Consider the following 13,255-nt stretch of genomic DNA (forward strand, 5'->3'; position numbering starts at 1 on the left):
TCACAATGCCGAAACTACAAAATCTTGCAGACGCACTCGGCTCGGCCGTAGCAGCCACATCAGAAGGGAAGAGTGTCCCCGACGGCGATGTCACCTTAACTTGAACTCGGATGCACGGGAGACGTTCTGCCTTGTGGATTGATCTCAGGCCATGGCTCCGGCCGCAGTTTTCCACTCTGCGATCGCCTGGATGCGATGAACGCAGATTTGGAATGCGGAGCGTTTTGAGCGGGGTGGGACGAAGAGGTTACGGACAGCGGAGAAGACAGAGACGAAGCGCTGAAGGCCTCCCAGTGATCGGAAGCCTTGCATCATCCGCTCCCGTTTTCGTAGCGGCACAAGAGAATTCTCAGCCCGGTTGTTCAGACCCTTGTGGGATCGGTGTTCTACGTGCGGCATGACCTGTCGCCGGGCTGCTCCATAGGAGCGCAACTTGTCAGTGATCATCCGCTTCGGTGCGATACCCTGCTTCTTCAGAAGGCGGGTCAACAATCGCCTGGCAGCCTTGGTGTTGCGGCGGTTCTGGACGATTTCGTCAAGCACATACCCGTCCTGATCGACGGCCCGCCATAGCCAGTGTTTCCTGCCGGCAATGGTGATGACGACCTCGTCCAGATGCCACACATCGTTCCTGCTGGGCTTCTTGCGGCAAAGGCGCCGCGCATAATCCGGGCCGAACTTCTTTCCCCAGCGGCGGATCGTTTCGTATGAGACAGCAATGCCGCGCTCCAGCAGCAATTCCTCGACAAGGCGCAGGCTCAGCGGAAACCGAAAGTAGAGCCAGACCGCGTGGGCGATGATCTGGGGTGGGAAGCGATGGCGCTTGTAGCTGACCGGCGAAGTGTTCATGAAGGTGCGTCTATCGCAGCCGCTCCTCACAAGGCGTTACCGTGACATGGCCCTCCAAAGACGTAGATTTTCCCGTCCAGCGCGACCGTGGCCGTATGGTGTGCAGGCTCCGGCATGTCCTTCACACGCGACCAGCTGTCGGATTTTTCGTCGTAGACAATGACGGAGCCGTTTCACAGTCATCATCGGCCTCGATTTCAGCTAAGGATTTCACTTTCGGCTTAGAATTGCAAAAGCCGTCAGGAGCCTTGGATAATCGCGAACGGCGTTGTCACGTTGTTTGAAATGTGGCCGCGTGAGGCCGACACTGCGGTTTTCAGGCAGGCCGTGCACTCACGGCTGTCGATATAACCATCCCGGAGGGCGATCACTTCGATCTCACCCAGTCCACATCGAACATAGTTCGTACCGGAAGCCAGTCTCTTCATTTTGTCCTCGTTGATCCACGATTGGTGCCTGTCACGTGTTGAATTCCATACGAAACTCACCCGGGGTCAAAAGGACATGAAACTTAACACCGCACCTATTCTCAAGGGCCTGCGGTAGGCGCTAGATCGGAACGCATCGATGGGAGTGCAGCCTTTCGCCCCGAAGTGGCTTTTGGGTAGCCAGCAACGCTCGATTGAGACTGACGAAGGGGTTGGGATTGTCCAAGCCCACGAAGACCATGTTAAGCGACCAGCCGATCGGCTCGTTGACCCGTCGCCCGCTGGCTACAACTGCCAACAGGCTATCCGGAATCTCCCGATTAAATTCCGCAAGAATGTCTCTTGGACGCACCACGCTGTACGATAGTGGCATATCGACGGCGTAAATGTGTGGCAGTGACAACATTCTGGTCATTGCACCGAAGACAAGCGCGAACGGAGCACTCCGAGACCGCCCGTGGCTCATGTCGACCGGGCCGCCGGAGATTGCACTGGAATCGGCAACGCGCCGCCTATCCCCGGTCGAGATCATCCAATGGAATGATCGAAAGCTGTCCGGGCTCGTTTGCGTTTGCGATATGAAGTCGTGAACGGCTCGCGCTTCATCTCTGAAGTCGGGTGGCATAGAGTTCATACCCAAGTGGCCAGTATTCGCAGCTTTTGCGATTTTCGATAGGAGCATCGCCTCACCCTCACAACAATCTATAATTTCCTTCAAGCATCAAAGGACCGCCATCCAACCGACTTTGCTTTCCATCATGCCATGCGAGCCTCGTCATTATAAGTTATAAGTTGTTTTGAAGCGGAATAGGAGAGAGGAGACAAGTCAAACGAAGACAAGTTTCAGAGCCCTTGGTCGATCGGCCAACGCGGGGCCTATCGGAAAGGCCGATGTTCGACCTCGTGGGTGACAAATGTTCGAAGGTATGTAGCAAACGCATCGCGCTGACGTCGCTGACCGACCGTGATCTTGGTAATCGCAACATTTGAAGTGCTCTATGGGCTCGCATCAAGGTCGTATGGACGACCGAGGGATTGCCGACGATCACGACGAAGATGACGTCCAGGCGGCGGCACCTTTCTTGAGCCTTCTCGGCATTCGATTGTCCGAGGCGAACGCCAAAACCTTCGAGCGGTGCCGAGAGTAACCTTCACATCGACTGACGAGAGCGAGGTCGCCGGCCAGTTTGCGCCTCAGGCTTATAGTTAGCGTTTTAGACGGCAGGGACAAATTCCCCTGCCGTGATAACAGCGATATCTCATCCACGGCGGTAGTATTACCTAGCCAACGAGAATGGAGGCTTGGTTCGCCACTTCAGTGATTTTTATTCGGTCCTTTTCCAGTGACGAAGCTGCAGGTTTTTACCTTGCAGCTCTGATTGTCGCTGGTCGGGACGCTGGAGCTGGTGATCGCTCCCTGTCCGAGGCAAGACATCGAATTCGATACGTAACGATTATACGTCAGAGCGGCTGGATTGCTTGACGGATACTTCAGGACAATCGAACCTTCGCTGGCGATTTTTTCGTGAATGGACGAACAAGTCAGCGACTTGGAATCATACATCGGTCCGGCCATCGCGTTTGTGGACATCATTGCAATTGCCGCGAGCATAATGATCTTCTTCATGGGCTTTCCTTTAATCAGTTCCGACACTTAGCTGTCACTTGCCGAGCGAGATTAAACGTCCGTTTGTCTCGCGCCGGCTTCCGCATCGCTCTTGCCAGTAGGTGCGGCCTAAACAAAATCTTGATTCGACCTCCGGCCGGAGAACAAAGCCCCGATATTCCCTCGGGGCTTTTATTCTCTGATTGAAGGTCAAGCCAAATCAGATAATATTAGAACGTGCGCTCAAAGCGAAGAATACCGGAAACGGTATCGTCCTTGGCATACTCATAGTGAACGTAGGTCAATTCCGGCTCCACCAGTAGGTTCTTGACCGGGTTGAACTTGACGTTCGTGGTTGCCTCGAAGATCTTCGAATCCGTGTAGGCGAGCTGTGCGTTCCACTTCAGCTTCGAGTTGATCGGAACGCCGACGCCGCCCCAGATCGCCCAATCGCCCCAGCCGCATTTCGAGCCATTCACAACGCCGGCAGGCGAGGTGCAGGCCGAGACCTTCTGGTTCGAACCGGCATATTGGTTGAGCTTGCTGCCGTCGGTGTTGTAGCCGCCCATCAGGAAGGCCGTCAGGACACCGAAGTCCGCGTCGATACGAGCCTTGACGGCGCCTTCTTCGACGATGGAGTCGTAACCGCCAACGACCTTGAAGCCGAACATGCCAGCTTTGTAGCCAAGACCGGCAACAACGTTCGGAGCGTAGTGGTCAGACTCCGATAGCTGCCAAGCGCCGCCGTAAGCGCTGGTGGTGGTTCCAGAGTTGCTGTCTTCCACCGAGACAACGCCAGTTAAACCGGTGCCGCTATCGTAGTTGTAGGTCAGCTGGTTGAGTTCGTACGGGCCGTCATAGACAACGTCGTCGTTGATGACGTCGCCGGCATATCCAACGAACTGGTTGTACTGCGAGTCCGTCTTACCGACAGTGAAGCCGGCAAGGTTGATGTAGGACCACAAGAGGTTGGTGCTGGTGGAACCGCCGTCGTTCCAGTCCCAGCGGACGATGGTTTCCGTCTTCAAGGGACCGTATTCGGTATCGGTCGCCGTGTTGACGCTCAGCTCGGCGCGGGTGTGCCACTTTGTGCCGAGGGTGCTGGTACGGTTATAGGGGTCGTACCACTGACCTTCGGTACGAACCTTGCCGCCGACCCTGAGACAGGTTTCCGTGCCGGGAAGGAAGAAATAGCCCGCGCCGTAAGCGTCGCAGATGCGAACGTATTCAAGCGGCTCTGGTTCCGCAGCAACAATAGCGTCAGCCGCGTGAGCACCGGAAACTGCCGCAAGCGCAGCAGCGGAGCCGAGGAGGAGGCTCTTGATGTTCATTGTAACTCCGTTCTTGATATAAAAGTGAGCAATGATCGAACTGAAAAGGCTCGTTCGACATTCAAGATTCTGTTTGTAAACCCCAGGCGCACCACTCTCTCAACGCAACCAGAATTGCATCTGCGGCCTTTCTTTTACAAGGACGCTTCGATATGTGACAACGCGTTACGGGCTTGTGTTGCGTAAACATCGCACCACTACAGAAGCCAGATGCTGTAGATGGGTCGGCGCTTTGGAGATCGGAACCAGAAGGGTGGCCGCAGCGGGGCATATGCTCGAGACGAAGGCATGGGCGCATCGGTCGTATCGACGCTCGCAGGAGCCAGATCATTGCGGCAACGAGATAGATGAAGCCTTTGAAGTGAATGGTTCTGCGGTCATAGCGTGTGGCGAAGTGGCGGAAGGGCACCACAATGTCGAGCACGCGGGCTCACATTCAATGCCAGATTCGATGATAAATAATTATAATTCCAAACCTTAGGACATACAGATGTCCATCGACCAGATGATATTTTTCGAGTTTTCATCGGCCACATCTGACGAGCCAAGAACCGAGGCATTTTCCCGTCCTATCAATGTTTTGCACTATTTTCTAAGACAGATTGTGGAATAAGGCCCAGCGACCTTCGGCATCGTTGTGACGACCTCTTTCTTTACGAAAGGCGAGAAGAAGGAAGGCCAGTCCATCTCGCGCCGCATCGCTCTGCACAACTATGATGCCCTGATAGCCATCAGACGTGCCCCTTGGGCTGCCCCTTCGTCGGGTATGCCTCATGGTCTAAGCAAGCCCGACACGTCGCTCCCCAATTTGCGCGAGAATCCCGGCGCAAGCGACATAAGCTGTCTTTGCGAGACAGCGAAGCTATCACCAATGCATTCTTGAGGCCGTAATCCGTTAAATGATAATATTCCGGCTCAATGCTCCACAGAGTCACTGAAGGATGTGCATCCGACGGATCATTCGTGCCCGGCAATTGGACCGGATGACAACTCAATCCAGCGCGGCACTTACGGCACAATCAGGCAACGATGGCCTCCATCGCTTCCTGGGCTCGCCGGTGGAGCTCTTACATCATTTCCCGGAAAATCTCGCTAAGCCCACTATGTGCAACCTCTCGGCTCGCGACTGTGATCGGCACCCATTTTATCTTGCGCATGCCTTTCTCGGGAAAACTCTCTGCTAATTCTTTGACGTGCAGAATATGGACAGCGACTCGATACTGAAATGGGGTTCCATCCTTGCGGTAAGTGAATGACCCTACGACCTTCCTTAGAGCCTTACCTTTAACGCCCGCCTCTTCAAACGCTTCCCGCTCCGCTGTGTCCCTGGACGTTTCGCCGGGCTCGACATGCCCTTTCGGGATGCCCCAGCGTCCGTTACGGTTGCTGCCGACTAGAAGAACCTCGGCCATGTCCTGGCCCTTCCGCTTGCGCAGGCAGATCGCGCCGGCCTGTTCAATCCGTTTGTTTTGTATTGTGATCTTGTCACGCTCGACGGAGGTGGCCACCCTGGAAACTTCGAGTTTCATCGTCATGTCCATGATCACTCAACTCACTCTGCTTTAGAAGAATGAACTTAGATGCCGAGACTTTCACGCCAAGATGGCGTTTTGGTCTTGTTTATGACAGTTTGATGACGAATGCTAACCGCCAACGCAAGGAAACATCTCATGAGCGAAAAACGCAAGAAAATCTACCATGCTCTCGTCGATGGCGCGACCGAAGGCCTATCAAACAAAGCGCTTTACGAATTTGTCGTCAAGAGGTGCCCGAAGACCTCGAGCAAGAAGATCGTCCGCGCGGCACTTCTTGCACTCACTGATCCCGACGTCACGGATCGAACCGTGCTGGACACCATATACGCGCTTGCCATTAAGCATCGGATGGACGAAATCGGTCAAGGCGACGTAAGCGATGAACAAGACGATACACCAGAGGTCGCCCCGTCGGTGAAGTCTTCAAGGAAGCGTGCTGCGTCGTCCGCGTCGCCAAGCGTTTCGCCGTAAGACCCATACGACCAACGCCTTGCTTTTGCCACCCTGAGGACATCCGACCTTTACATTGCCGTAGCGTTGGTGCACGGATCCTTCATCGGCGGTGACGTAGTTGGCTCGGGTGGAAACAACGCGGCTGACTGAACATGCCTTTCAAACACAACGCCTGCCGCCGTCATCGTATCGGCAAGATGAAATTCAAGGTCACGAACTGGCGGGAGTACGACACAGGCCTTCGTCGGCGCGGAAGTCTGACGCTGTGGGTGACGCCGGAGGCACTCTCGTCCTGGCAGGCGCCGAAGCGCACGACCCGCGGTGGCCAGCCGCGCTACTCCGATCTGGCGATCGAGACTGCCCTGACGCTGGGGCTGGTGTTCGACCTTCGGCTGCGTCAGACGGAAGGTTTCGTTACCTCGGTGCTGAAGTTGATTGGGCTGGATCTCGTCGTTCCCGATCACACGACCCTGAGCCGTCGTGCAAATAAACCGAGAGCGCCGAACAAGCGGCACTCTGATCGCTTCCCTCAGAAAGGGCCCGTCCACGTCCTGATCGATAGCACAGGGCTGCAGGTCTACGGCGCTGGCCAATGGCTGGAGGAAAAGCATGGTGTCAAATCCCGCAGGGGTTGGCGCAAACTGCACCTGGTGCTGGATGCCGACAGCGGCGACATCATTGCACATGTCATGACGGAACAAGGGGCCGGCGACGCCTCGCAGGTGGAGCCGCTGCTCGACCAGATTGACATGCCGATTGGTCAGTTCACGGCAGATGGCGCCTATGATGGCGATCCGACCTATGACACCATTACCAATCACAGTCCTGACGCGGCGGTGATCATTCCGCCACGCGCCAATGCGGTGGAACGGAAGGACGCCGATCTCCCCAGTCAACGAGCCCATCATATAGCCGCGATTAACGCCGACGGCCGGATGAAGTGGCAGGCCGCGACCAGCTACGGGAAACGATCTCTGGTCGAGACGGCGATCGGTCGCTACAAATCGATCATCGGACGGCGGCTGCGGGCACGTGCATTCGCAGCCCAGCAGACGGAAGTCGCCCTCGGCTGCTCTGTCCTCAATCGCATGCTGGCCTGCGCACGCCCGAAATCCGTCCGCTGTAAGATCGTCGCCGTCTAGCCACCGCATCAAAGACGGAATTCTGCTCTTTCAATGACCCGTGCACCAACGCCCTCCAGCAGGGCACTCTTCGCGAAAGAACCATAAGCTTTCTTCGGCAATTTTTGCATCCTCTGCCATTCTATCGAAATCTTCGATCTGTCTCGCCGTAGATGAACTAGCCGCAGCCCTTCCGAGCACCATTTCGCGGCGGTCAGCAGGCAAGGCTTGCCCCAAAAGTGAAATCTGCTCAATCGCTGAGCTTTCGAACAACACGCCGTCCCTCGAAAGTTTTATTTTACTACGTGCAAGAAGCTCTTCAACTATCCCCAAAAAAACCTCACGAGCTTCAGAAAAGCTTTTATAGTCATCACGAACAAACAGCCACAGGCCGTTAAAAGCCCAGAATTCTGATAGTTCGACAATTTCTTCCCATTGCTTCTTCATCGTTCGACAGAACCCATCCAGAGCATAGTGAATCGGCGTGATTGGGCGGGCATAGTCGCCTTGTAGGGCTCTAAGTTTTATCGCAAGTGCTTATGAAACATTGACGCGAAAAGTAGAAGAGCGGAGAAAGCAGCCACAGCCGAGGCCACCCGGATAACTGCTTGGAAATCGTAGGCTTGCGCTATAATGCCGGTCGCGGGGCCTGCAAGAATACCGCTGACACTCAGAACATTCCAGTAAAGCGCCGTGGCCTGCGCCGGGCGATCGCCGGAGAAAGATTGCAGGAAACTGATACCGATGCTGGCATAGAGACCATAATACAGCCCCTCCAAGGCAGCGCCCGCCAGCATCTGTGGATAGGTCTGCACATAGGACAGCAGCAGGATCGTCACGGTTGCCAACAGCGCCACCACGACAAGTGGCCCTTTCAGACCGAAGCGGGAGATGATCATTGGCGTGGTGAAGATCGCGAAGACCTCCACGAAGGTCTTCATGCTGAAGGCCGTGCCTGGCGCATAGCCCGGCAGCCCAACTTCCCGTACGTAGAACAGTGGCAGTGCGCTGAATGTTAGCGAGTGCGCCGAGGACAGACAGAAAACGAACGCGGCCGCCAACCACAGGCCGATGGGCTTTTGGGCAGAAGATGTGTGCACTGATCCGGTCTTGGGGCGAAGCGTCATATCGCTCGGGATAATCATCCACCACATCAACGCCCAACAGAGTGCCAGTGCCAAGGCGAGCTTGAAGACGGCAGCTTCACCGAAGCGCTCCGAGAACAGGAACGCCACCGCCGGGCCTATCATCCAGGCGGTTGAGGTAGTGGCACGCAGGTAGGCGTTAGACCGGCCACGCGTGATCTGGCCGCGCTCTGCCACGACCGCCCCGAGACTGAACATGGTGGATACGGCACTACTGCTCAGGCCGAATCCGAGCACGCCAAAGCTCAAAACGATCCAGAAGGACGGTGAAATCGACAAGGCAGTCGCGGCAAGAAGATAACCCGCCAGCGCTACCCCAATCAGCGGAAAAGGCGCAATTCCCGCATCCAGCCAGCGACCAAAAGTGCGGGTGCAGATTATGCCGAGAACGGTAACGCCACCCGCATAGAGGCTAATTGTCCACGGCGCGCGCCCCAGACCCTCCACAATGTAGTAAGCCATGAACGGCACGATCATTGAACTGCAGGTCGTGCCCATGAACAACACAAGCAAGAAGGGGTAAAGTGAGAGGGACCGGCTGCTCATTGTCGCAGTCATAGAGATGCCTTTCGAGATGCTGTCGTGGATCTTTCCGCAACGTGCAAATTCAGGTCGATAAGCACGAACTATGACAGCCGTGTAACGGGCTCGTGGTGAAACGATGAAGTAGATACTTGGGGTCAGGACAAGATTAGTGCGAAATCGTACGTTTAGCCGAGAAAGCGATGCTTGGGATCGATATTCGATCCCAAAACTGGATCCTAAATAGCATTTCGCCCTAAAACTTCATATGCAGCACAGGCGGCAAACTACGGAAAATATGCACAAATTCGGTTAGCGTGCGATTTCGCACTAATCTTGTTCCGCCTCCAAAAACAGCCGCTTAGCGAGCGACCGATGCGCGGGCAACGCTGTGAATGTCGGCGCGATCGATACCGAGGTCCTGCAGTTCGCGCGAGCTCATGCGGCCGAGTTCGGTAACGATCTGACGATACTTGCGCCAAGTGTTGAAAGAGCGTGCTACGTTCATGCTGATCCCCTTTCGTGAGGTCTCTTGACGCCAGCGGAGCGATAACGCGGGTCGTTGCCTGTTCTTGATCATCACCAACTCACCTACGCTATCAATCGCTCCATAGCGCCGTGAACTCATTCGCCTGAGCGGGATATCCCCTCTGTCGTGGATCAAGAGGAAGGGTTTGATCCGCGACGCAAGGGTCGTCTATTCGGGTGACGTGGAGGGGTTGTGCGAACAAGAACCAGCCTTGGTATTCGGCGAATGGCTTTCGAAGCCATCGCCCCCTGGTGATCTTATACAAGCGGTCAAGACAACGATACATGGTCGGCCCGGCCGCCGCCCATCTATATGAATGTCTTGAAGACGGGGCTACGTCACCCTAATCGTCTAACTCAACCGGAACCAATTGCCGCCCCCGCGATTGTAGTTTTACGGGTCTTGTCAAGAAGATCCGATAACATGAGGAAACACAATGGGAACGATTTTAATAATTGTGATTTTGGTTGTGCTGCTCGGCGGCGGTGGCGGCTACTATGCACACGGCCGGTACGGCGGCCGGGGTCTCGGCGGAGTACTTGGCCTTGTGCTGATCGTTCTTGTTGTTTTGTGGCTGCTCGGCGGTCTCCACGGCTTTGCCACTGGTCCCGTTTGACAAAGGATGTCGAGTTTCGCGTGATTTTCACCCTGATTTTCATTCGGAAAAATGGGTCGAAAGGATGCGGAACTTAATACCGAGGAGTCTTGTGACATGAGCACTTTGACAGGATCGTGCCTATGCGGACGAGTACGAATTGCGGTTCGAGGACAACCCAAACGCATCGGCATCTGCCACTGCACCGATTGCAGGCGCGAAAGCGGATCTGCCTTCACCTTCTTCGCTGTTTGGCCATCTGACCACTTCGAGCACAAGGGCGAAACCGGAGAATTTTCCGGACGTCGGTTCTGTCCCGAGTGCGGATCAAGACTGTTCTCGACAAACGAAACTGAAACCGAGATCAAGCTTGGGATTCTGACCGAGGCGCCAACCTCTCTTGTTCCCACCTACGAGCTCTGGATCAAGCGCCGCGAGCCCTGGCTACTCCCGATCAAAGGCGCGGAGCAACATGAGGAGGATCGGCCATGAGCGACCGTCCGACATGGGGTGTCGCCCGGTCCGCGCTACTCAAGAAGTGCGCGCACACTAATTCCGATCCCGTCTACGGGCAACGGGTCGCCTGGGAGCCATTGCCGCGTTACCGGACAACATCATCCTCACGGGTGACTTCGGATCATGGGCAAATTGGTGCCGCCTTGCCAGGGAAGACCGGTTGACCACGGGGACCGAGAAGCCGGGCCTGCAGATCAAATTGGCCCGCACCGAGCGATTGCAGTTCATCGCCTTCTCAGCTGCTTTTCTGCTCAGCATGTTCTTCAGAAGTTATTATGGGGTCCTCGGGCCGCAAATCGCGGCAGACCTTCGGTTATCCCCTCAGGCCTATGGCGTCGCCGCCGCCGCGTTCTTCATCTCGTTTGGTATTTTGCAAGTGCCGGTCGGTCTTGCATTCGACCGGTTCGGCGTAAGAGAGGTGATGACCGCACTGAGCGCCGCCGCCGCGGTCGGGATCCTGATTATCGCGACTTGTACATCCCCCGCGCAGCTTTTCGTCGGGCAAGCCGTTCTTGGGGCCGGATGCGCGCCGATCTTCATGGGAATAGTCTACCACTACGGCAGCGTGTACGACGGCAAGAAGTCTGCAGCGAGGATCGCGACTGTCAGTGCCGTCGGTTCGCTGGGCGCACTGATATCCGCATCGCCCCTGCTGTGGGTGGCGCAATGTGCCGGGTGGCGCGGCGCCTCGGTAGGCGCCGCTGCCGCGACGGCAGTGATCACACTTGCATTATGGCGCACAGTGCCGCACCGAATCGGGGTTTCAGTGAAACCACACGCCGGTGACGAGGACGGCTTCCCAAAGCTCCTCTATCTTCTTCCGATATTGCTCACGATTTCACTAGGTGGCACTTTCCGTAACGCATGGGCCGCACCCTATCTCTCCGACGTCTTCAAGCTGGACGCCGGATCCATGGGTCTGTGGCTAACCGTTATCAGTTTTGTCGGAATTGGTTCTTCGTTCGGCCTTCCGTTGCTTATCAAGCGCGTGAACAACCGCTTGATCGTCATCGTTTCAATTGCGCTTGGTTCGCTGGCATCATTCGGGATGGCGGTCTTTCCCGCGGCGAGCGTGATAGGTGCCGTCTCCTTGATGGCACTGCTCTACTCACTAGGGAACCTCCATCCTCTGCTCATGTCGGAGGCGCAGAGGGTCATTTCACCGGGCCGACAGGGCTTATATCTTGGCATGCTGAACATGGTCGTCTTTCTCGGGGTAGCGGCGTCGTCTTCGATATTTGGCTGGATTGCCGGGGCACTTGAAGCGCCCGAAAGTTACCGGCTGATCCTGATTATAAGTGGAGCGGCGATGGCAATAGGAGTTCTGATCTATATGGGCAAAAGGACATGGAGAGAACGCGAGAGCGGGGCCGTGTCGGCGCAAAAGAATATAGATTCGTGAAAGACCGTTCGTTTAAAAAACGGAGACAGCAAGCGACATGGCTCGCTGTCAGTTAGGCGATCGTTTGGAGGAAATGCTTGTCGTGGTAGCGGAGACGGGATCACTGGCGGGAAAGCTCGTCTCCAGACCTTCCTCGAGTTCCTCTTCAAGAACGTCCGTATCCTTGCTGGATCGGGCGCTGGGAACAGGCTCCACCCCCTTGCTTCCCGCATCGAAATTGCCGTTGCTCAAGGCGTCGTAGCGGTTGATGCTGCCATCTTTTTCTTGCTCGCCGCCAAAAGCGGTAAGCTGAACCATAAGTGCCTTGGCGTGGGTGATCGCCTCTGCGTCGTCCAGCGAATGGTCGGTGGTGCTGAAGGTCACCGATATGAATTCGGCCCCCTCACCAACGAACTCCACAGTCGTCGATCCATCTTTCAGCGCAACGCGTGTATCGGTAACCAACATGTCATCTCTCCTAGATTGTCCAGGAGAACTCACGAGGATGGCATCGGTTCCTCTCTGCGGTCGAATGGCGAAAGCGTCTGCGGATTCGGTGGGAATAGCTGCGAGATGTCTTACAACTCAATCCACACCGGAGCATGGTCGCTCGTGTGGTCCCAGCCTCTGACGAACTTGTCGACCCTGGCCTGCTTCAAATCTGCGGCAAGTGCCGGGCTCAGCAAAAAATGGTCGATCCGCAATCCGGCGTCACGAGCAAAGGCATTTCGGAAATACTTCCAGAATGTGTAGATTCGCTCATTCGGATGGAGGTGCCGCATCGCATCTGTCCAGCCTTGTTCGACGAGCGCTGCGTAGCCTGACTTCACTTCCGGCCGAAAGAGCGCGTCATCGCGCCACCGTTCAGGTTTGTAGACGTCGAGGTCCGTTGGCATGACATTAAAGTCGCCAACCAGTGCGACGGGAACCTCAAGTTCAGCCACCCCGTTCCAGGACTTCTGGCCATGCCAGATCGCGCCATAGCCGGCTCGCTCGAGCTCTCGACGCGGAAACTTGTTATCCGGAGATTTGAGTTCCTGCAGGCACACGACATCTGGCTGCGCCTCCGCAAGCCAGCGCAATAGCACGTCAAGGCGGCCGTTGATGCCATTGACATTGTAGGTGGCAAGTTTCATCGAACTGGATCTGCGCTTGCGATCGCCTTTATCGCCTGGACCAGATTTGCCGACATTCCTGGCATCGTGATGTGCATTGGCCGAGAGGGACCACGAGACATCGGCGCT

General features: G+C 55.9%; 15 protein-coding genes. 5 read left to right on the forward strand and 10 right to left on the reverse strand.

What is annotated here, in order from left to right; all coding sequences use genetic code 11:
- Nucleotides 1–144: 144 nt before the first annotated feature.
- The 5 genes from HB780_RS00085 to HB780_RS00110 form a co-directional block, all read right to left on the reverse strand.
- Nucleotides 145–849, reverse strand: a complete 705-nt coding sequence (locus HB780_RS00085) for an IS6 family transposase (RefSeq protein WP_183686146.1) — start codon at nucleotides 847–849, stop codon at nucleotides 145–147.
- Between the two features lie 239 nt (nucleotides 850–1,088).
- Nucleotides 1,089–1,277 carry a hypothetical protein gene (locus HB780_RS00095; protein WP_183686150.1) on the reverse strand — a complete coding sequence of 63 codons (189 nt, stop codon included), beginning with the start codon at nucleotides 1,275–1,277 and terminating at the stop codon, nucleotides 1,089–1,091.
- Nucleotides 1,278–2,592: 1,315 nt separating this feature from the next.
- On the reverse strand, nucleotides 2,593–2,904 hold the full coding sequence (locus HB780_RS00100) for a hypothetical protein (RefSeq protein ID WP_183686151.1): 312 nt from the start codon (nucleotides 2,902–2,904) through the stop codon (nucleotides 2,593–2,595).
- Between the two features lie 209 nt (nucleotides 2,905–3,113).
- Nucleotides 3,114–4,214, reverse strand: a complete 1,101-nt coding sequence (locus HB780_RS00105; RefSeq protein WP_183686153.1) for a porin — start codon at nucleotides 4,212–4,214, stop codon at nucleotides 3,114–3,116.
- Nucleotides 4,215–5,281: 1,067 nt separating this feature from the next.
- Nucleotides 5,282–5,755 carry an NUDIX hydrolase gene (locus HB780_RS00110; protein ID WP_286202821.1) on the reverse strand — a complete coding sequence of 158 codons (474 nt, stop codon included), beginning with the start codon at nucleotides 5,753–5,755 and terminating at the stop codon, nucleotides 5,282–5,284.
- Between the two features lie 129 nt (nucleotides 5,756–5,884).
- Here HB780_RS00110 and HB780_RS00115 point away from each other — a divergent pair, with 129 nt between their 5' ends.
- Both HB780_RS00115 and HB780_RS00120 read left to right on the forward strand, forming a co-directional pair.
- Entirely contained in the window at nucleotides 5,885–6,220 is a 336-nt protein-coding gene (locus HB780_RS00115; RefSeq protein ID WP_183686155.1) for a hypothetical protein, read from the forward strand.
- Nucleotides 6,221–6,354: 134 nt separating this feature from the next.
- Nucleotides 6,355–7,344 carry an IS5 family transposase gene (locus tag HB780_RS00120; protein ID WP_183686157.1) on the forward strand — a complete coding sequence of 330 codons (990 nt, stop codon included), beginning with the start codon at nucleotides 6,355–6,357 and terminating at the stop codon, nucleotides 7,342–7,344.
- A gap of 30 nt (nucleotides 7,345–7,374) precedes the next feature.
- On the opposite strand, the gene HB780_RS00125 is transcribed toward HB780_RS00120, so the two are convergent.
- From HB780_RS00125 to HB780_RS00135, 3 genes are all read right to left on the reverse strand, one after another.
- On the reverse strand, nucleotides 7,375–7,770 hold the full coding sequence (locus tag HB780_RS00125; RefSeq protein ID WP_183686159.1) for a hypothetical protein: 396 nt from the start codon (nucleotides 7,768–7,770) through the stop codon (nucleotides 7,375–7,377).
- A gap of 77 nt (nucleotides 7,771–7,847) precedes the next feature.
- Nucleotides 7,848–9,014 (reverse strand): MFS transporter, encoded by a 1,167-nt coding sequence (locus HB780_RS00130; protein ID WP_183686161.1) that lies wholly within the window; start codon nucleotides 9,012–9,014, stop codon nucleotides 7,848–7,850.
- A gap of 337 nt (nucleotides 9,015–9,351) precedes the next feature.
- On the reverse strand, nucleotides 9,352–9,498 hold the full coding sequence (locus tag HB780_RS00135; protein ID WP_183686163.1) for a DUF1127 domain-containing protein: 147 nt from the start codon (nucleotides 9,496–9,498) through the stop codon (nucleotides 9,352–9,354).
- A gap of 457 nt (nucleotides 9,499–9,955) precedes the next feature.
- On the opposite strand from HB780_RS00135, the gene HB780_RS00140 reads away from it, so the two are divergent.
- The 3 genes from HB780_RS00140 (at nucleotide 9,956) to HB780_RS00150 (ending at nucleotide 12,032) form a co-directional block, all read left to right on the forward strand.
- Nucleotides 9,956–10,135 (forward strand): DUF3309 family protein, encoded by a 180-nt coding sequence (locus HB780_RS00140; RefSeq protein ID WP_183686165.1) that lies wholly within the window; start codon nucleotides 9,956–9,958, stop codon nucleotides 10,133–10,135.
- Between the two features lie 96 nt (nucleotides 10,136–10,231).
- Entirely contained in the window at nucleotides 10,232–10,606 is a 375-nt protein-coding gene (locus tag HB780_RS00145) for a GFA family protein (RefSeq protein ID WP_183686167.1), read from the forward strand.
- Nucleotides 10,607–10,790: 184 nt separating this feature from the next.
- Nucleotides 10,791–12,032 (forward strand): MFS transporter, encoded by a 1,242-nt coding sequence (locus HB780_RS00150; protein WP_183686169.1) that lies wholly within the window; start codon nucleotides 10,791–10,793, stop codon nucleotides 12,030–12,032.
- A gap of 48 nt (nucleotides 12,033–12,080) precedes the next feature.
- Here the strand turns inward: HB780_RS00150 and HB780_RS00155 are convergent, their stop codons facing one another.
- Both HB780_RS00155 and HB780_RS00160 read right to left on the reverse strand, forming a co-directional pair.
- Nucleotides 12,081–12,479: a hypothetical protein gene (locus HB780_RS00155; protein ID WP_183686171.1), complete on the reverse strand. Its 399-nt coding sequence runs from the start codon at nucleotides 12,477–12,479 to the stop codon at nucleotides 12,081–12,083.
- A gap of 110 nt (nucleotides 12,480–12,589) precedes the next feature.
- Nucleotides 12,590–13,147 (reverse strand): exodeoxyribonuclease III, encoded by a 558-nt coding sequence (locus HB780_RS00160; protein WP_183686172.1) that lies wholly within the window; start codon nucleotides 13,145–13,147, stop codon nucleotides 12,590–12,592.
- Between the last annotated feature and the right edge of the window lie 108 nt (nucleotides 13,148–13,255).

It is taken from the genome of Rhizobium lusitanum (assembly GCF_014189535.1).
Lineage (GTDB): Bacteria > Pseudomonadota > Alphaproteobacteria > Rhizobiales > Rhizobiaceae > Rhizobium > Rhizobium lusitanum_C.

Bases quoted from the DNA above. Each gene is read 5' to 3' on its own strand.
- HB780_RS00140 (WP_183686165.1), top strand. From the start codon at position 9,956: ATGGGAACGATTTTAATAATTGTGATTTTGGTTGTGCTGCTCGGCGGC.
- HB780_RS00110 (WP_286202821.1), bottom strand. From the start codon at position 5,755: ATGGACATGACGATGAAACTCGAAGTTTCCAGGGTGGCCACCTCCGTC.
- HB780_RS00120 (WP_183686157.1), top strand. From the start codon at position 6,355: ATGCCTTTCAAACACAACGCCTGCCGCCGTCATCGTATCGGCAAGATG.
- HB780_RS00125 (WP_183686159.1), bottom strand. From the start codon at position 7,770: ATGAAGAAGCAATGGGAAGAAATTGTCGAACTATCAGAATTCTGGGCT.
- HB780_RS00145 (WP_183686167.1), top strand. From the start codon at position 10,232: ATGAGCACTTTGACAGGATCGTGCCTATGCGGACGAGTACGAATTGCG.
- HB780_RS00100 (WP_183686151.1), bottom strand. From the start codon at position 2,904: ATGAAGAAGATCATTATGCTCGCGGCAATTGCAATGATGTCCACAAAC.
- HB780_RS00115 (WP_183686155.1), top strand. From the start codon at position 5,885: ATGAGCGAAAAACGCAAGAAAATCTACCATGCTCTCGTCGATGGCGCG.
- HB780_RS00105 (WP_183686153.1), bottom strand. From the start codon at position 4,214: ATGAACATCAAGAGCCTCCTCCTCGGCTCCGCTGCTGCGCTTGCGGCA.
- HB780_RS00085 (WP_183686146.1), bottom strand. From the start codon at position 849: ATGAACACTTCGCCGGTCAGCTACAAGCGCCATCGCTTCCCACCCCAG.
- HB780_RS00130 (WP_183686161.1), bottom strand. From the start codon at position 9,014: ATGAGCAGCCGGTCCCTCTCACTTTACCCCTTCTTGCTTGTGTTGTTC.
- HB780_RS00160 (WP_183686172.1), bottom strand. From the start codon at position 13,147: ATGAAACTTGCCACCTACAATGTCAATGGCATCAACGGCCGCCTTGAC.
- HB780_RS00095 (WP_183686150.1), bottom strand. From the start codon at position 1,277: ATGAAGAGACTGGCTTCCGGTACGAACTATGTTCGATGTGGACTGGGT.
- HB780_RS00155 (WP_183686171.1), bottom strand. From the start codon at position 12,479: ATGTTGGTTACCGATACACGCGTTGCGCTGAAAGATGGATCGACGACT.
- HB780_RS00135 (WP_183686163.1), bottom strand. From the start codon at position 9,498: ATGAACGTAGCACGCTCTTTCAACACTTGGCGCAAGTATCGTCAGATC.